This window comes from Tenacibaculum sp. 190524A05c (assembly GCF_964036595.1).
In the GTDB taxonomy this organism is placed as follows: Bacteria; Bacteroidota; Bacteroidia; order Flavobacteriales; family Flavobacteriaceae; genus Polaribacter; species Polaribacter platacis.
The window spans coordinates 3,106,287-3,121,942 of sequence record NZ_OZ038523.1 but is presented as its reverse complement, the minus strand read 5'-3'; the positions used below and the strand labels follow the sequence as shown (position 1 = coordinate 3,121,942).

Genomic DNA, 15,656 nt, shown 5'->3' with positions numbered 1-15,656 from the left:
AACCATGGAATTAGTTTTTTTATTCATAGGAGGTCCGGAAATTTTCATCATTTTCATTATTGTTTTGGTAGTATTCGGACCAAGTAAAATCCCTGAAATTGCTCGAGGATTAGGAAAAGGTATGCGTCAAGTTAAAGATGCAACCAATGAAATAAAAAGAGAAATTAATGATAGCGCCAAAAATCAGGGAATAGATACAGATATTGTTGCTGATATTAACAAAGAGGTTGAGCAGGTTAAAGACAATATTGATGATTTAACAGGTCCAATAAAAAGAAATATGTAATAAACTTAAATATTAGGTTTATTTCACCCTACTAATTGTAAGTCCATCTCGAATTGGCAACAGAACTGTTTCTAACCTTTCATCTTCATTAAGTAATTGATTATATTCTAGTAATACTTTAGTATCGATATCTTTTTCATCTAGTTTTTCCACTACTTTACCGCTCCATAACACATTATCAGATAAAATTACTCCTCCAGTATTCATCTTATCAATAATAAGGTTAAAGTAATTCAAGTAATTAGATTTATCTGCATCTATAAAAACCAAATCGAACTTATCTTCTATCGTTGGAATAATATCTATTGCGTTACCGATATATTGTTGAATTTGATTAGAAAAAGTAGATTTTTCGAAATACTTACTTTGTAATTCTTCTAATTCTTCATTTTTATCAATGGTATATAATTTTCCATTTTGTTGAAGACCTTCTGCTAAACACAAAGCTGAATAGCCCGTATAGGTTCCTATTTCTAAAATGGTTTTAGGAGCAATTAGTTTAGATATCATACTCAAAACTCTACCCTGAAAAGCTCCACTTAACATTCTAGGATTAAGTACTTTTTGCCAAGTTTCTCTACTTAATTCTTTTAATAAAGTAGGTTCTTGCTGTGAATGTTTTACTACGTAATTATCAAGTTCTTCTGGTAAAAAGTGCATGTATTAAAATTTAAAAAACGGAATTTACCTAAATTTAAGTAAACTCCGTTTCAATCTAACAAAAAATCAAAAAACGATCTTTTAATTCGTCAAAAGAAATTCTATGATGACATTTCTTTTAATTTTTCTTTTAATAATTCTTTGTCTTCATCGTCCATACAGTGAACGTGACTCTTACAATCAATAGCTCTTGCTTTAAAAATATTTGTAAGCTTTCTATTCTGTTTAGAATACTCTTTACAAAACTTACAAGAAGCTATGTGTAAACTTAGCTTTACCTTCTCTAACAGAGTCGCTTCATTGTATTGAGATTTGTTACAAATCTCATTTGCTTCTTGACAGGTAATTTTTAAAAATTTAAACATTTGTTATTTATTGAACCAATTTTTTTCCATGCAACTTCTTAGCTGCGTTCTTGCTCTGTGGATTATCACCCAAAGGTTTGACGGAGTTATATCTAACTCCTTACAAATTTCTTCAGTTTCAAATTCCTGTATTGTTTTCATGCGAAAAACCATAGCGTATTTTTCGGGAAGTTTATCTATACAATCTTCGATTTGTACTTTCAATTCTTCGTTCTCTATTCCTTTTTCAGTCTCACTACTCCAAGACTGAGGAACACGTTCTTCGATCCAATTACCTTCATTTTCTCCATCTTCATAAAAACTCATACGAACCTCTGCTTGTCCTTTTTTAGAGTTAATCTTTCGATAGTAATCGATAATTTTTCGTTTCAATATTGATATTAGCCAAGTTCTTTCTGTAGATTTTCCTTCGAAATTCTTCGCAGATCTTAACCCTGCAAAAAATGTTTCTTGAACCAAATCCTTCGCTATATCAGAACTATTTACCCTGACTATTGCGTAATTAAACAGATAGTCAGAATAGCTATCAACCCATGTATTAGGGTTTAATAGTTGTTTTTTACTAGTTTCACTCACGCTTTAAAGATACATTATTTTTTTACTTCACCTACTTTACAAGAATCTCTCTTTCTCATATCAACCAAAAAAATAATTTTCCATTTTCCATTATCATTAAACAACTGAAAAGAATTCGCTCCACAGTGGCTAAATCGCTCATTATAGTAAAACTCATAAGGCGTCCATACAGAGGCTAAATTTCCATCAATTTTAATATCATAAGACAACAATTTTTCAAAATATACATCCTCTTTTTTCTTGCCAGCAATTCCTTTTAACAAATCGGCTCTTGATTGATCTCTAAGAATTTTCACTCCTTCTTTATTGGTAAATGTAGTTTGAATTTTAATGTCTGACTTTAATGTTGAACTTACAATTGTTGAATCTCCTTTGTGTAATCCTTCGAAAAAAGTATCGATAACAGTTTTAACTGCATTCTCTTCAGACGTACTTTGTGAATGCATATTTAAGTAGGAAAGTGCAAACATAAAAAGTATCAAAAATGTTCTCATAATTCTAGATTTTGAGTAAATCTATAAAAAAGTGTCTCATTAGCTTCAAATTAACAGAATATTAACTCGTTTACTGTATTTTGTCTATTTTTACCCAAATTAAAATACACCAAATGTCTGTAGCAAAAAAAGAATATAAAAAAGTTACCGTAAAATCGTTAGTAGAGATGAAAAGTAACAATGAAAAAATTTCAATGTTAACTGCTTACGATTACACCATGGCTAAAATTGTTGATGATGCTGGTATTGATGTAATTTTAGTAGGTGATTCTGCTTCAAATGTAATGGCAGGACACGAAACTACTTTACCAATTACTTTAGATCAAATGATTTATCATGCAAGCTCAGTGGTAAGAGCTATTGATCGTTGTTTAGTTGTGGTTGATTTACCTTTTGGTACGTATCAAGGAAATTCGAAACAAGCATTAGATTCTGCCATTAGAATTATGAAGGAATCTGGTGGACATGCTGTAAAACTTGAAGGTGGAGCAGAAATTGAGCAATCGATTTCAAGAATTTTAACTGCCGGAATTCCTGTTATGGGACATTTAGGATTAACTCCACAATCTATATATAAATTCGGAACGTATACTGTAAGAGCAAAAGAAGAGGAAGAAGCTAGAAAATTAATAGAAGATGCTAAGTTGTTAGAACAACTTGGGTGTTTTGCTTTAGTACTAGAAAAAGTTCCTGCGAAGTTGGCTCAAGAAGTTGCTGAGAGTATTTCCATTCCTGTTATTGGAATTGGAGCTGGAAGTGGTGTTGACGGGCAAGTATTAGTTATGCATGATATGTTAGGTATGACTCATGAATTTAATCCACGTTTCTTACGTAGATATTTAGACTTACACACTGAAATGACAAATGCTTTTAAACAATATATTACTGATGTAAAAAACGTTGACTTTCCTAATGAGAAAGAACAATATTAAAACTTAAAATTGTATTAAATATCCTATGTTCTCTGTAGGATATTTAATGCTTTTTTATAACTTATGGTCCCCTAAAATTATTTGCTAAATAAAGAGAATGAGAACATTTAAAGATATCATTGATGATTATAAAGACAACAATGAAATTGAAGGAGAGTTACTACCGTTTTGCCACACTACCAAATATCACATATTATTTAAATACATAATTACAGACGACAATAATCTTATTGCTCAATCTGGATGTGATTATCATAATGATGAGAAATTAATCTTTCTATTTTATGGTAAATCATCATACTTTCCACCAAGTGACCAAGTAGATAAATATGACAAAGATCCTCCTGTTACATTACTGTATGAGGATTTACATGAAAAAGAAAATCTTAAAAGATTATGTTGTTTCGATTCTGGTGCGTATCTTAATGGTAGATTTAACTTTGAGAACCCCAATGCTCCGGAACCAGTTAAAATGTTGCAAAATTTCATTGTAGAAAATCCGGAAAAAGAAGATATAATTGCTGGCGTTAAAGCATTATATAGAAACAATGAAAACTATCTACGAAGTGAATTTACCCCCTATTATGATGTTGAGAAAAAACAGTTTTGTTTGTGCTTAACAACGATAAACGATATTCATCAAAATAAAAACGAAAGTTACACAGAATACGGACCTCAAGCATTTACTTTTGAAGTTCAAGTAGAAGATCAAATTACATCTAAACCAAATGTAATCTTCTTACCAGAAAGTAAGGCAAGGGATGAAGAGACGATATTAGGATGGAGTGAGTATTTTCCAGGAACTGAAATTGTTACTTATAAACACGACCAGTTTACTCATATTCATACTGCTTATCATTTTATGCGAGATAAAGTAATTAATTACAAGAATAGAAGATGAAAGTTTACGGAATAAGAAGGGAATTCAAAAAAGTAAACCGCTTTGCTCCTGTAATATTTGAATCAGGCGGGAAATTTTATGTTCAAAAAACTAAAAATGAATTTCAATTCTATTTTGAGTTAGAAGAAATTTCTGAAGAAGAGATTTTAATAATTGAAGATGGGAATGAATATGACCAAGAGTTTACAAGTTGTATTTATGGCTTTTTTGATACAAATGAGAATGTTATTTGTGGTACGCAACAAGAAATATTTGACTATTTACTCTTAAAAATGGATGAGGTTGATGATCGATTGGTAAAGCTAAAAATATCTCGTATTCTCAATTTAAATGGTAAAACAAAAAAATTAGAAATAGATAGAGATCGTTATTTCAAACAGAAAAACATCAATATAAATTTTGATGATGAAAAAAAGTATGTTTCTATACAAGACCTCTCTCAAGAAACTAAAAAGTTATTAAATACTACTATCAGTCGATATTCAAAAAAGATTGATGATAACGAAAGTTTAGATTGGAATCAAATTATTCTTTCTGAGCCAAATGAGCATAACAATTTATACTTAGATCGATTTAGATTTCCGCTTTCTGAAGTATTCGATATTCTTATAAAAACTGATTACAATAAAGACTTAACAAAAAATTTAATCGAAAGACACAACACTATCGTAAGTTATAATATTGAAAATAATCTTGCCGATATTGAAGATGAAGATAGTCTTGAGGATCCTGAAAACCTAGATGATGTGGATATTAAAAGCATTGTAGATTTTGTTAAAAATAAAAATAAATGGAAAGAGAAACACTCTTAGATTTTTACACCATCGACGAATTACAAGTTGTAAAGTCTGATCTCATTGAACATTTCAAAGGGATCAATAGTGTTTATGTTATAGATACTTTTGATGTCATAAACTATACGCTTCCGTTTATCAACAAAAATTCCTTCGATAAAGATTCTAAACTAGCATTAACCACAATCTTTTATGAAAATGTATTTTCTATTTATAAAGATTATGATATAATTCTAGCCAATGAATATAGAGAAGAACTTTCTAACATTGTTGAGAGTTTTCAGATGAAAATCACCAACTTCTCTTCTATTAGAAACAAACTTTTATCATTTATTGAAGAATCAATTTCTTCAAATGATAAAAAGATTAATAAGGAGATTTTTTACAATGAATTTGAATTAATCATTGTACTATATATTTTCATTGAAAAAGGGAAAAACTTATTCGATAGATTTAATGATTTTATCGAATCATTGAATATTCATGACTTTACTTCTGACAAAGTTAAAAACGGAGAACTAATTATAGATGCTTTTAGAAATAACCAACCAACCGAATTAACTAATAATTTATTAGAATCTTTTGCTGATTCTCAAAAGTATAAACTAGCTTCATTAGATAGTGATTATGAACGTTATTGTTACCTAGATAATACCTATAGAGATATATCTGTAATTGACAGGATTTATAATATAAATAACGAAATCCACGAAGAGAAAACTCGTGTAAAGTATCTTTCTTCTACGCCACAAAAAACTGGTGAAATCATAAAACTTCTTAGAAAGGAAACTAAGAATACCAACTGTGCGTTCAACAGGAATATCAATCAAGTGTTTTTATTAAAGTATTTGATTGAAAAGTCGGAGAATGAGAAAGAATCTGTAGATAACATCAACACACTGATTGACATTAAATTGGTGGAAAAGAGTATTTCAGAAGAGCAAAAAAATGCGAGCTTTTTAAAGTCTATTAACAACTCTTTGGAGTCATTTAAAAAAGACCTTACGAACTCTTATGTTTTCGATTCGTATTCTCATTATGATGTTTTGTTTAAAAGCTTCTTAAACAAAGAAGATGTTTCAAAAGCAGATTTATTAAACATCAAGAAAATTATTGAGAAGATTGATGACAACATTCCAACTAAATTATTGACAGACAAGTTAAGTTCAAAGCTTAAGTTTAGTCAAGTATTAAAGTTATCGCATAAGTTAAATGATGCGATAAATCCATCTTCGATTTTCATCAATACCGGAGACGATATTATTAGAAATATTTTTCATCATTTGCCATATCTAATTTTCTGTGGCATTGAAAATGAACCTTATATCGATGAGTTTTATCATTTCTTAAACTCAATAACAAATAGTTCAGAACCTGTTGGTGCATCTTCTAAAAACTTTAAAAAAGAGATTGATCGCATTTTGAGTCATTTATCGTATAAGAAAATGACCTTATCACAACAAAACATTGACTTTCTAATTCTTACATTTCTGAATTTAGTTATGGAAACTAAATCTGAACACACTGATGAAAATCAATTAATTGGATTAATCGAAAGTCAAGTAGTTATTTTAAACAATGCAAAAATCAGCTTTGAAAAAAATGAAGATAAAATAACCGTTGTAAAAAATAACGATAAGCATATTGATGATTTCAACTATATGCTACTATGGTTATACAGAAGAACAAAGCAGTACAAGAAAAGTGTTCAAGTAATTAATAGAAATCCAGCTTATAAAAACTCTTACAGATTTATTCATGGGTTAGCACTTACTGAACATGCTAAAGCTTATGATTACATTGATAAAGAAGAGTTTTCTTTAGCCGTAAAATATTTACAGAAATCTAAACATTTACTTACTGTTGCTTTTGAACGTTATCAGGAAGTTGTATTTACCAATAAGAACTTAAGGAAGTTAATTCTTAAACAAAAAGTAGGAATTTTAAACACTTACATAGATGCTAACTTAAGAATTATTGAAGTTACTAACACTCCTAATCATCAGAGTTTAAAAGAATCTAGGGATCAATTGAATATTATAAAAAAGAGTATTGAGTTAGAGCTTCCACAAATTGATTATGAAACGTTGGAAACTATAAACCATACAGAATCTGAATTGGAATATTATGAAGCTTTATTGCATTTTGAAAATGAAAATTATTTAGATTCTATTACCAAATTGAACTATACTGTTGATCGTTTAAAAATTGTTACTAAAAGTAAAACCTTATTAGAAGATAGGTTTAAAGGCATAGAGAAAAAAGTAAATAGTTTACGATATAAAAACCTTGTTGCACTGAAAATAATATAATTGAATTATGAAAGAAACAAATGAAGAGCTTAGAGAGAAAATTGCATTTCTACAAGAAGAAATTGACAAACAAATTAAAAGCTTTACAGAAAAAAGGAACAATAACAGACACAAAGCCAGAAACTTTCATGTAATCGTAACTATTGCTAGTGCTGTGAGTACAATTATATTAGGTTTTGATTTTGCTGGCTTTAACGCTTTGTCTTTTATGAATGATCATACCAAAAATATTGCGTTAATTATTTCTTCTTTCATCACTGTTATAAGTACTTATAACACTTTTTTCGATCATAAGAGTTTGTGGGTGAATTATACAAACACGCGTAATAGACTGTATGATTTGAAGTTCGAAATCAACTATTACTTGAAAGGAAAAGAAGATATTGATCCTGAAAAGATTGAAAAATTTAAGGAAAGATACCGCGAAATTCTTCATATGTTAAATGAAAAATGGTCTAAACTAAGAGGTTAAAATAAGTACCTTAGCAACCAAAATATTAAGAATCATTTTTCTAAAACATATTCGTTGATGAAAGTTTTACATCTCGACACCAATCATCCTTTACTAATTAATCAATTCGAAGATTTAGGTTTTACAAATCATGAAGACTATACTTCTTCTAAAGATGAAATAGAAGAAAAAATTCATGAATACGATGGAATTGTAATTAGAAGTAGATTTACAATTGATCAACAGTTTTTGGATAAAGCAACAAACTTGAAGTTTATTGGTCGTGTTGGTGCTGGACTTGAAAATATTGATTGTTATTATGCACAACAAAAAAGTATTGAATTAGTTTCGGCTCCTGAAGGAAATAGAAATGCAGTTGGTGAACATGCTTTAGGAATGTTACTTTCATTATTCAATAAACTAAATAAGGCTGATAAAGAAGTCCGACAAGGAAAATGGTTACGAGAAGATAATCGTGGAATTGAACTAGACGGTAAAACGGTTGGTTTAATCGGTTATGGAAATATGGGGAAAGCCTTTGCTAAAAAACTTAGAGGTTTTGATGTTGAGGTTCTGTGTTACGATATAAAACCAAATGTTGGCGATCAAAATTGTAAACAAGTTTCGTTGGAAGAACTTCAAGAAAAAGCTGAGGTATTGAGTCTTCATACTCCACAAACAAAATTAACTATGAATATGGTTAACGAATCATTTATTAATGGCTTTAAAAAACCATTTTGGTTAATCAATACTGCAAGAGGAAAATCTGTTGTCACAAAAGATTTGGTTGCTGCTATTGAAGCTGAAAAAGTTTTAGGCGCAGGTTTAGATGTTTTGGAGTACGAGAAAAAGTCGTTTGAAAATCTTTTTACAGATTCAGAAATGCCTGATGCTTTTCAATATTTAATCAATTCAGAAAATGTTTTACTATCTCCTCATGTGGCAGGATGGACTATAGAAAGTAAAGAAAAACTAGCGCAAACAATTGTTGACAAAGTCAAGAAGAAATTCTGTTAGTTTATCTCTAATTTATAAATTAGAAGCATGAAGAAAACAATTCTTGTTTTTAGTGCTTTAATCATTGCTGTAATACTACTATTTCAAATCAGCAAATACTCCATACTTTTTGGCGGTATAAAAACTGAACTTGTAATTACCTGCATTGCATTAATTGGTTTTTTCGTTGGAGCCTATTTTAATCGAAAAATTAACAGGCCACAGGAAACAACTTCAGAAATAAATCATCAAAAAATAAAAGAACTAGAAATTACTTCAAGAGAATATGAAGTTTTAGAACTTATTGCAAAAGGATTTTCGAATAAAGAAATTGCATCAACACTATTTTTATCGGAAAGTACTATTAAAACTCATGTATCAAATCTACTTACTAAATTAGATGCTAAACGAAGAACCCAAGCAGTTCAAATAGCCCAGGAACTCGATATTTTATAGTCTTAACACTAAAGTATGAGCAATTTGGTACTTTAGTATGAACGCTAATTCTTCCTATGAACTTAGTTTTGTCCCTATAATTTAAATGCTTTTAAAAATGAAAAATACAATAGTAAAATACGGTACTTACGGAATCATAACAGGTTTTCTAGTTTTTACGTTGCACCTTATTATTGGAATTGATAATTTCGATTATAGCACAAATGAAATTCTCGGATATCTATCAATTTTCTTATCCTTATCCTTTATCTATTTTGCCATTAAACATTACAGAGATAACGTAAATAATGGTGTTGTATCAATAGGGAAAGGAATTGTTATTGGTGTTCTAATATCGTTACTTGTAGGAACAGGAATTGGAATTGCTGACTTTATTTATACCAAGTTTATAAATCCAGATTTCTTTTCAAATTATGAGGAAATGCTAAGAAATCAAGGAAGAGAAGATGAAATCATTGAAATGTCAAGCTCTTTTGCTGCACTATTTATGCTTGTTCTTGTAACCATAATCGGATTTATTATATCTTTAGTATCATCATTATTCTTACAACGCAAATAATTTATAGCATGAAATACGAAGCATCTACACCAGAAGAATATATTAGTCAGATACCAGAAGACAGACAGCCTGTAGTTGAAAAAATTAGAGCGATTATAAAGGAAAATCTTCCCGAAGGTTTTGAAGAAGGAATAACTTATAACATGTTGGGGTATTATGTTCCGCATTCGATTTATCCAGATGGTTATCATTGCGATCCAAAGCAACCATTACCGTTTATGAATGTCGCTTCACAAAAGAACTCTGTGAATTTATATCATAGTGGAATTTATGCAAACCCAGAAATTCATGATTGGTTTGTAAATGAATACCCAAAGCACAGCAAACGAAAATTAGACATGGGTAAAAGCTGTGTTCGTTTTAAAAAAATGGATGATATTCCTTATGAGTTAATTGCCGAGTTGTGTACAAAAATTACGGTTGAGGATTGGATAAACACTTATGAAACTAACGTTAAAAAGAAGTAATGAAAAAAGGTAAGGTAACAGGTATTGGAGGAGTATTTTTTAAAACTGAAGATGTAAACGCAACTAAAGATTGGTATCAAAAACATTTAGGTTTTAATACTGACGATTGGGGATGCACATTTTGGTGGAAAGATAATGATGATAAAAAAGCTTCTACACAATGGAGTCCGTTTAAGAAAGATACAAATCACTTTCTTCCTTCAAAAAAGGACTTTATGGTAAATTATAGAGTTGAAAACTTAAAAGAATTATTAGAACAACTCAAAACTGAAGGTGTAACTATTCTTGGCGATGTTGAAGAATATAGCTACGGTAAATTTGCATGGATTGTAGATTTAGATGGAAATAAAATAGAGTTATGGGAACCTATTGATGAAGCTTTTCTATAATTCCTGGGCTTGAGCTATTAAATCTAAAGTAACCTCATAAACTGGTTTTTTAATCATTTTACTTTTTAACCAAGCATAGAAACTCATCACGAAAATATCTTCTTGTTTGGCTCCAATCCAATCAAAAGAATTTTCAACGGTATTTAGAAAGTTTACAGATGTTATGGCTTTCGGGTTATCATAATACTGTTCTACATATTTCAAGAAAATCAAAACTCGTTCCTGACCGACTTCCTTTATATAAGATCCGTATTGACGTTTAAACCTACTTATTCTATTTTCAAACAGATCAAATTTATCAAGTTCTACAAGCAATAAAATTTCAATCAAACTTTTTTTAATCACCCACTCTTTTCCTACTTTTTCCAGATACCAATTGTCCGTGTGATAAAGTTTCGATAATAAACTGTATGAAGCTTTTATTGCTCCTTTTTGAAAGTAAAACACCACTAAACTTAAATGTAAATCTAAAGCTCCAACCACATCCGAATGTTTCTTTTTCATTATCGATTCAAGCCTTTCAATTGCTTTATTTTGACTGTTAGTATAATTTAGGTTTAAAGTATAGAGTAACTCATATCTCAATCTAAAAATACGTTCGTACTTTTTTTTGTTCTTACAAATTTCATTATCCATTAATTCTAAAAACTGCATCGATTTCCCGAATTGTTTGGTTCTAAAAAGTGTATTAGCAATCATGTATAATACATGAATATGGAAAAAACGTTCTCTATCTTTATTTGGATGTTCTTTTAATACCTCATACATTTCTAGCATGAATGATTCGATTTGTAAATAATCTTTCGATACAAATGCTGAAATACTTGCAATCGTTAATAATTGGTATAAAGATTTAAAGGATAAGGATTCATTAATGTCTATATCTTGTTCATGAAGAATGCGTAAAACAATTTTTTGAAAATCTATTACCTCACCTTTAGCTGTAATTTGATGTAATATAGCTCGTACTTTAGCATATACAATATTCAACTCTTCTTCTAACCGAGCCTGTTTTCTGTAAAAGTTATAAGACTCAATTAATTGATTTAAATCTTCTTTGTCATTAGCATGTGCAAATTGAATTCGTAAGTGATAAATTTCATTGAGGTATGGATAGAGTTGATATTCCTTCGCAATTTTTGATGCTTTCGCCAGCAATTTATATCCTAAAACAAACTGTTGCTGTTGCAAAAAAGAACGTGCTACCAAGATATATTTGATCACGGCTACCTTTTCAGAGTTTTCCTCTTCTAGATTCACTGCAGCTAAAAACTCGATAATAGATTCATACAACCTTTTTCTTAGTGCATGATAGGCATCTTTCTTTCCACTTGAATATAATCGCTTACAAATCTCCTCTGAGGAAAACTCATCGGTATACAAATACTTGAACAACTCAATATTTTTAACATCGGATCTTTTATTCTTTTTATTCAAAAAACCAATAAATCGAGTAGCTTCTTCTGAAGAAAAAGAGGAAATTAATGAATTTAAACTCATTTTATATCATCAGTTTATAATATTAAACACCATTATTTTATGTGGATAAACATAATTAAAATAATTATATATCGTCAGTTTTAAACAAAAATTGTTTTCCGCAAGAACTGAGATCACTGCATCTTTGAAGTGTAATTATTTAAAATAAATTATTATGGATTATCAAACAACAGTTTCAAACAAAGAAGCTACAACCAAAAAAGAAAAAAGAAAAAAGAACACTATTTATGATCAAAAACCAACACCTGCATTTGTTGGAGCATCATGGGCTAGTTTATTCGTGGGAACAATTGCTTTTTGTATCGGTTTATGGAATGCTGATATGTTATTAAATGAAAAAGGATACTATTTCACCATTTTATTATTCGGGTTATTCTCGGTTATTTCTGTTCAAAAAGCAGTAAGAGATAAACTTGAAGGAATTGAGGTAACTCAAATGTATTATAGCATTAGTTGGGCTACAACTGTTATTTCTATTGTTCTGCTAATTATAGGATTATGGAATGCTGATTTAGAATTGAGTGAAAAAGGATTTTACGGAATATCATTTATGTTAAGTATATATGCTGCTATTGCTGTTCAAAAGAACACTAGAGATATTGCTTATATCGAAAGAAATCAAAAGGAGAAGGATTTGTTTTGATAATTCGATTAGCTTAGTAGTTAGTCAAAACCCAACAATATGAGATTGTTGGGTTTCTTTTTATTTTATAAATTTGAGAAGTAACTAACTTTAAATCAAAAAAAATGTCTGAAGAAAACAAGAATTTAGAAGATCATGCAAAGGACGCTAGTGAAAATGTAGAAAACACAGTTAATGAAGCTGCAGAAAACGCAGAAGAAACGGCAAATGAAACTACTGGAACTGCTGAAGAAACTGCAAAATCTGCGAAAGACGCATTTAATGAAGCTGCTGATAAAGCAACTGAAATGGCCGGAGAAGCAAAAGAAGCTTTTAAAGAAGCAGCGGATAAAGCAGGTAAATATGCTAAAGTTGCGGAAGAAAAGATCTCTGAATTTGCAGGAGAAGCCGGAGAAAAGCTTGCCGATTTAGCAGATGATGCTAAAGAAGCATACAACGATACTAAAGAGAAAGTAAAAGAAATGTTAGCGAGTGAAGAAGCTCAAAACATTAAGGCTAAAGCAAACGAATTTGCTGAAGAAACTAAGGAAGCTTTAAGTGAAGCTGCAGAGAAAGCGGTTGACTTAGCAGAAGATGCTGCAGAAGAGCTGAAAGAGGCGAAAGGAAAAGCTAAAAACTTCTTTCAACGTTTATTCGGAAAAAAATAATATTAAAAAAACCCTATCTAATTTCAGATAGGGTTTCCTTATTTATGAGGGATTATAATAACCTTATTAAGGGTTAAGTGTTTGTTCTTCTGCCATCAAACCAAAGAATTTATCTAGGTTTGGAAGAATTACAATTCTTGTTCTACGATTTCTTGCTCTATTTTTCGCAGTACTATTTTCAACTAAAGGTACAGAACTACCTCTACCAGCAGCAATCAATCTATTTGATTCTACTTTATATTTTTTCTCTAATAATCTAACGATAGACGTTGCTCTCTTTACGCTTAAATCCCAGTTGTCTTGAACTACAGCATTGTTAATAGTTCTAGAATCTGTATGACCTTCAATCATTACATCCATACTTGGCTCAGAGTTAATTACGTTCGCTAATTGCTCTATTAGTTTATAGGCTTTTTTCTTAACTTTATAACTCGCAGTATTAAATAATAATTTATCTGATACTGAAATCATCACAACGGTTTGATCAATATCAATATTTACATCATCAGAGTTCTCTAAATCCGAAGTATTAATAGACTTCTTTAAGTTGTAAGCTATTGCAACATCCATTGAATCTTTTAATGTTTTAGCATTTGCCAATTCAGCTGGATCTACATTTTTTAATGTTGCTCTCATTTTCTCTTTCATAGAATTAGAAATAACTGCTGTATTTCCAATCATATCTAATTTCACACTATTCTCTTCTTCTAATGAAGCATTATAATCTTTTAATGAATTGATCTTCTCATTATAATTCTCTACGCGTTTTTCAATTTTAGCAAACTTTGCTTCTAATTGTTGTTTCTCTAATGTCGTTTTTTGAAGATTTCCCTTGGTGTCTTGATATTGTTGCTCTAATTCAGCGTACTTTTTTTTAGACACACATGAACTCATAACAAGAGCCAATGAACTTAGGAGGATTACGGTTTTTCTCATTTTTTTGTTTTTGATTTAATTGGTTGATACCTTAACGAGATAACCGTAATAATTATTGTAAATAAAAAACGCTACTTAAAAAAGCAGCGTTTATTTTTGGTTTTTAATATAACCTAGACTATAAACAAGGCCCGAAATCTACAGTAACTCCACCTGCGCAAAACCCAACTAAAGTTCCGTTTATACATCCCACTAGAGCTCTACCTCCGTTAGGACACTGATAATTTAATCCGAAACCACCATTGATTCCTCTTTGGCTATCTTTACTTAAAGCCTTCCCTAAATTTAAAATTGATTTTTTCATGCTATTTAGATTTTCAAATTAACTATTGAATTATGCCCAAACTTCAATTCCTCCACCAGTAGGACGAATTCCTCCTCCACCAGATCCAGAGCTTCCTCCATTTCCACCACAACTTGGGTGATTTGTAATTAAAGCTGGATAATTTAAATAACAATCACTTCCTTGTCCTGGAGCTAACTCATAGTTCGTTCCATTACACTCATAAACACATTCTGATAATAATGGATTTCCTCCATTAATCTTTTTCTGATCATTTTTTTGTAAAGTCTTTCCTAAGTTTAAAATTGTTTTTTTCATTGTATTGAATTTTTAATTGAAGTATTAAAGTTATTCAATGCTTAACAGGATTGGTTAGAAGTTTGGTTTAACGTAAGTAAAAAATGTATAAACCTTACTTTATAATAGTTAAGTGTATTTATTAATAATTTCAAGGAGTTTACTCTTATTTCTTACGGAAACTGTTATTCTCTCATTGGTACTCAAAACAATGGCTTCACGCTTATATACAGAAATAACAAACTTGAGATTCACCAATACCGATCTATTTGCTCTAAAGAAATCTTTAAAAACAATTAAATCCTGATAGTATTTTAAAGGTTTGGAAACTAAATATTCTTCTTTCTTATCTGTGAAAAACTTTGTGTAATTACCACTGGCCTCACATTTTATAATAGAATCAATATTTAGGCAAATGTAAGAATCGTTAACATGGATAAATATTTTCCCTAAATCTCTATAATTCTGTGAATCATTTATAGCCTTTGGACTGGAATCCAGGAAAGAATTAGATTGTAATTGAAGTTCATTTGAAAAAAGCTGCTGTAATTGCTCAACACTTAACAATGTCTGTTGAGAGACTTCTTTTCCATTGCTTTTTTGAACTATAATTACAGCGAACTCTTTTATCATTCTTTTCTTAAACATAATTTTTTTAGAGACAACGTCTCAATAATTATGTTCTTTAGAATGATAAAATGTTACTACTGAA

General features: G+C 30.0%; 22 protein-coding genes. 13 read left to right on the top strand and 9 right to left on the bottom strand.

Annotation, left to right across the window (positions count from 1 at the left end; genetic code table 11):
* The first annotated feature begins 4 nt into the window (after positions 1–4).
* Positions 5–286 carry a twin-arginine translocase TatA/TatE family subunit gene (locus ABNT61_RS13745; RefSeq protein ID WP_348710303.1) on the top strand — a complete coding sequence of 94 codons (282 nt, stop codon included), beginning with the start codon at positions 5–7 and terminating at the stop codon, positions 284–286.
* Positions 287–304: 18 nt separating this feature from the next.
* Here ABNT61_RS13745 and ABNT61_RS13740 read toward each other — a convergent pair whose 3' ends face one another.
* From ABNT61_RS13740 to ABNT61_RS13725, 4 genes are all read right to left on the bottom strand, one after another.
* Positions 305–946, bottom strand: coding sequence for an O-methyltransferase (locus tag ABNT61_RS13740; RefSeq protein WP_348710304.1), 642 nt, complete (start codon positions 944–946; stop codon positions 305–307).
* A gap of 101 nt (positions 947–1,047) precedes the next feature.
* Positions 1,048–1,311: a hypothetical protein gene (locus tag ABNT61_RS13735; protein ID WP_348710306.1), complete on the bottom strand. Its 264-nt coding sequence runs from the start codon at positions 1,309–1,311 to the stop codon at positions 1,048–1,050.
* A gap of 3 nt (positions 1,312–1,314) precedes the next feature.
* Positions 1,315–1,887, bottom strand: coding sequence for a sigma-70 family RNA polymerase sigma factor (locus tag ABNT61_RS13730; protein WP_348710308.1), 573 nt, complete (start codon positions 1,885–1,887; stop codon positions 1,315–1,317).
* Positions 1,888–1,901: 14 nt separating this feature from the next.
* A complete protein-coding gene (locus ABNT61_RS13725) occupies positions 1,902–2,381 on the bottom strand; it encodes a nuclear transport factor 2 family protein (protein ID WP_348710310.1) in 480 nt (159 codons plus the stop codon).
* Positions 2,382–2,494: 113 nt separating this feature from the next.
* Between ABNT61_RS13725 and panB the strand changes: the two genes are divergently transcribed.
* From panB to ABNT61_RS13675, 10 genes are all read left to right on the top strand, one after another.
* Positions 2,495–3,313, top strand: a complete 819-nt coding sequence (panB, locus tag ABNT61_RS13720) for a 3-methyl-2-oxobutanoate hydroxymethyltransferase (RefSeq protein ID WP_348710311.1) — start codon at positions 2,495–2,497, stop codon at positions 3,311–3,313.
* Between the two features lie 97 nt (positions 3,314–3,410).
* The gene (locus ABNT61_RS13715; protein WP_348710313.1) at positions 3,411–4,214 is read left to right on the top strand and encodes a hypothetical protein; all 804 of its coding nucleotides are present in this window, start codon (positions 3,411–3,413) and stop codon (positions 4,212–4,214) included.
* Entirely contained in the window at positions 4,211–5,026 is an 816-nt protein-coding gene (locus ABNT61_RS13710; protein WP_348723110.1) for a hypothetical protein, read from the top strand. The genes ABNT61_RS13715 and ABNT61_RS13710 overlap by 4 nt, the downstream gene beginning before the upstream one ends.
* The gene (locus ABNT61_RS13705) at positions 5,005–7,320 is read left to right on the top strand and encodes a hypothetical protein (RefSeq protein WP_348743637.1); all 2,316 of its coding nucleotides are present in this window, start codon (positions 5,005–5,007) and stop codon (positions 7,318–7,320) included. The genes ABNT61_RS13710 and ABNT61_RS13705 overlap by 22 nt, the downstream gene beginning before the upstream one ends.
* A gap of 7 nt (positions 7,321–7,327) precedes the next feature.
* Entirely contained in the window at positions 7,328–7,792 is a 465-nt protein-coding gene (locus tag ABNT61_RS13700) for a DUF4231 domain-containing protein (protein WP_348743636.1), read from the top strand.
* Between the two features lie 57 nt (positions 7,793–7,849).
* A complete protein-coding gene (locus tag ABNT61_RS13695; RefSeq protein WP_348743635.1) occupies positions 7,850–8,788 on the top strand; it encodes a 2-hydroxyacid dehydrogenase in 939 nt (312 codons plus the stop codon).
* A gap of 27 nt (positions 8,789–8,815) precedes the next feature.
* Positions 8,816–9,223, top strand: a complete 408-nt coding sequence (locus tag ABNT61_RS13690; protein ID WP_348740997.1) for a response regulator transcription factor — start codon at positions 8,816–8,818, stop codon at positions 9,221–9,223.
* A gap of 97 nt (positions 9,224–9,320) precedes the next feature.
* Positions 9,321–9,782, top strand: coding sequence for a DUF4199 domain-containing protein (locus tag ABNT61_RS13685; protein WP_348743634.1), 462 nt, complete (start codon positions 9,321–9,323; stop codon positions 9,780–9,782).
* 8 nt (positions 9,783–9,790) lie between these two features.
* Positions 9,791–10,249, top strand: a complete 459-nt coding sequence (locus ABNT61_RS13680) for a DUF1801 domain-containing protein (RefSeq protein WP_348740999.1) — start codon at positions 9,791–9,793, stop codon at positions 10,247–10,249.
* A complete protein-coding gene (locus tag ABNT61_RS13675) occupies positions 10,249–10,638 on the top strand; it encodes a VOC family protein (protein ID WP_348710328.1) in 390 nt (129 codons plus the stop codon). The genes ABNT61_RS13680 and ABNT61_RS13675 overlap by 1 nt, the downstream gene beginning before the upstream one ends.
* Here the strand turns inward: ABNT61_RS13675 and ABNT61_RS13670 are convergent.
* Positions 10,633–12,138 (bottom strand): hypothetical protein, encoded by a 1,506-nt coding sequence (locus ABNT61_RS13670; protein ID WP_348743633.1) that lies wholly within the window; start codon positions 12,136–12,138, stop codon positions 10,633–10,635. The genes ABNT61_RS13675 and ABNT61_RS13670 overlap by 6 nt on opposite strands.
* 154 nt (positions 12,139–12,292) lie before the next feature.
* On the opposite strand from ABNT61_RS13670, the gene yiaA reads away from it, so the two are divergent.
* Positions 12,293–12,781, top strand: coding sequence for an inner membrane protein YiaA (gene yiaA, locus ABNT61_RS13665; protein WP_348710331.1), 489 nt, complete (start codon positions 12,293–12,295; stop codon positions 12,779–12,781).
* Between the two features lie 104 nt (positions 12,782–12,885).
* Positions 12,886–13,428 (top strand): hypothetical protein, encoded by a 543-nt coding sequence (locus tag ABNT61_RS13660; protein WP_348743632.1) that lies wholly within the window; start codon positions 12,886–12,888, stop codon positions 13,426–13,428.
* Between the two features lie 66 nt (positions 13,429–13,494).
* On the opposite strand, the gene ABNT61_RS13655 is transcribed toward ABNT61_RS13660, so the two are convergent.
* The 4 genes from ABNT61_RS13655 to ABNT61_RS13640 form a co-directional block, all read right to left on the bottom strand.
* Positions 13,495–14,364 carry a flagellar motor protein MotB gene (locus tag ABNT61_RS13655; RefSeq protein WP_348743631.1) on the bottom strand — a complete coding sequence of 290 codons (870 nt, stop codon included), beginning with the start codon at positions 14,362–14,364 and terminating at the stop codon, positions 13,495–13,497.
* 118 nt (positions 14,365–14,482) lie between these two features.
* The gene (locus ABNT61_RS13650; protein ID WP_348710336.1) at positions 14,483–14,668 is read right to left on the bottom strand and encodes a hypothetical protein; all 186 of its coding nucleotides are present in this window, start codon (positions 14,666–14,668) and stop codon (positions 14,483–14,485) included.
* Between the two features lie 30 nt (positions 14,669–14,698).
* Positions 14,699–14,965 carry a hypothetical protein gene (locus ABNT61_RS13645; RefSeq protein ID WP_348743630.1) on the bottom strand — a complete coding sequence of 89 codons (267 nt, stop codon included), beginning with the start codon at positions 14,963–14,965 and terminating at the stop codon, positions 14,699–14,701.
* A gap of 108 nt (positions 14,966–15,073) precedes the next feature.
* The gene (locus tag ABNT61_RS13640) at positions 15,074–15,592 is read right to left on the bottom strand and encodes a LytTR family DNA-binding domain-containing protein (protein WP_348743629.1); all 519 of its coding nucleotides are present in this window, start codon (positions 15,590–15,592) and stop codon (positions 15,074–15,076) included.
* Positions 15,593–15,656: the final 64 nt, after the last annotated feature.

Excerpts from the sequence above, each read along its gene's own strand:
- ABNT61_RS13745 (WP_348710303.1), top strand. The coding sequence starts at position 5 with ATGGAATTAGTTTTTTTATTCATAGGAGGTCCGGAAATTTTCATCATT.
- ABNT61_RS13740 (WP_348710304.1), bottom strand. The coding sequence starts at position 946 with ATGCACTTTTTACCAGAAGAACTTGATAATTACGTAGTAAAACATTCA.
- ABNT61_RS13735 (WP_348710306.1), bottom strand. The coding sequence starts at position 1,311 with ATGTTTAAATTTTTAAAAATTACCTGTCAAGAAGCAAATGAGATTTGT.
- ABNT61_RS13725 (WP_348710310.1), bottom strand. The coding sequence starts at position 2,381 with ATGAGAACATTTTTGATACTTTTTATGTTTGCACTTTCCTACTTAAAT.
- panB (WP_348710311.1), top strand. The coding sequence starts at position 2,495 with ATGTCTGTAGCAAAAAAAGAATATAAAAAAGTTACCGTAAAATCGTTA.
- ABNT61_RS13715 (WP_348710313.1), top strand. The coding sequence starts at position 3,411 with ATGAGAACATTTAAAGATATCATTGATGATTATAAAGACAACAATGAA.
- ABNT61_RS13710 (WP_348723110.1), top strand. The coding sequence starts at position 4,211 with ATGAAAGTTTACGGAATAAGAAGGGAATTCAAAAAAGTAAACCGCTTT.
- ABNT61_RS13705 (WP_348743637.1), top strand. The coding sequence starts at position 5,005 with ATGGAAAGAGAAACACTCTTAGATTTTTACACCATCGACGAATTACAA.
- ABNT61_RS13700 (WP_348743636.1), top strand. The coding sequence starts at position 7,328 with ATGAAAGAAACAAATGAAGAGCTTAGAGAGAAAATTGCATTTCTACAA.
- ABNT61_RS13695 (WP_348743635.1), top strand. The coding sequence starts at position 7,850 with ATGAAAGTTTTACATCTCGACACCAATCATCCTTTACTAATTAATCAA.
- ABNT61_RS13690 (WP_348740997.1), top strand. The coding sequence starts at position 8,816 with ATGAAGAAAACAATTCTTGTTTTTAGTGCTTTAATCATTGCTGTAATA.
- ABNT61_RS13685 (WP_348743634.1), top strand. The coding sequence starts at position 9,321 with ATGAAAAATACAATAGTAAAATACGGTACTTACGGAATCATAACAGGT.
- ABNT61_RS13680 (WP_348740999.1), top strand. The coding sequence starts at position 9,791 with ATGAAATACGAAGCATCTACACCAGAAGAATATATTAGTCAGATACCA.
- ABNT61_RS13675 (WP_348710328.1), top strand. The coding sequence starts at position 10,249 with ATGAAAAAAGGTAAGGTAACAGGTATTGGAGGAGTATTTTTTAAAACT.
- ABNT61_RS13670 (WP_348743633.1), bottom strand. The coding sequence starts at position 12,138 with ATGAGTTTAAATTCATTAATTTCCTCTTTTTCTTCAGAAGAAGCTACT.
- yiaA (WP_348710331.1), top strand. The coding sequence starts at position 12,293 with ATGGATTATCAAACAACAGTTTCAAACAAAGAAGCTACAACCAAAAAA.
- ABNT61_RS13660 (WP_348743632.1), top strand. The coding sequence starts at position 12,886 with ATGTCTGAAGAAAACAAGAATTTAGAAGATCATGCAAAGGACGCTAGT.
- ABNT61_RS13655 (WP_348743631.1), bottom strand. The coding sequence starts at position 14,364 with ATGAGAAAAACCGTAATCCTCCTAAGTTCATTGGCTCTTGTTATGAGT.
- ABNT61_RS13650 (WP_348710336.1), bottom strand. The coding sequence starts at position 14,668 with ATGAAAAAATCAATTTTAAATTTAGGGAAGGCTTTAAGTAAAGATAGC.
- ABNT61_RS13645 (WP_348743630.1), bottom strand. The coding sequence starts at position 14,965 with ATGAAAAAAACAATTTTAAACTTAGGAAAGACTTTACAAAAAAATGAT.
- ABNT61_RS13640 (WP_348743629.1), bottom strand. The coding sequence starts at position 15,592 with ATGTTTAAGAAAAGAATGATAAAAGAGTTCGCTGTAATTATAGTTCAA.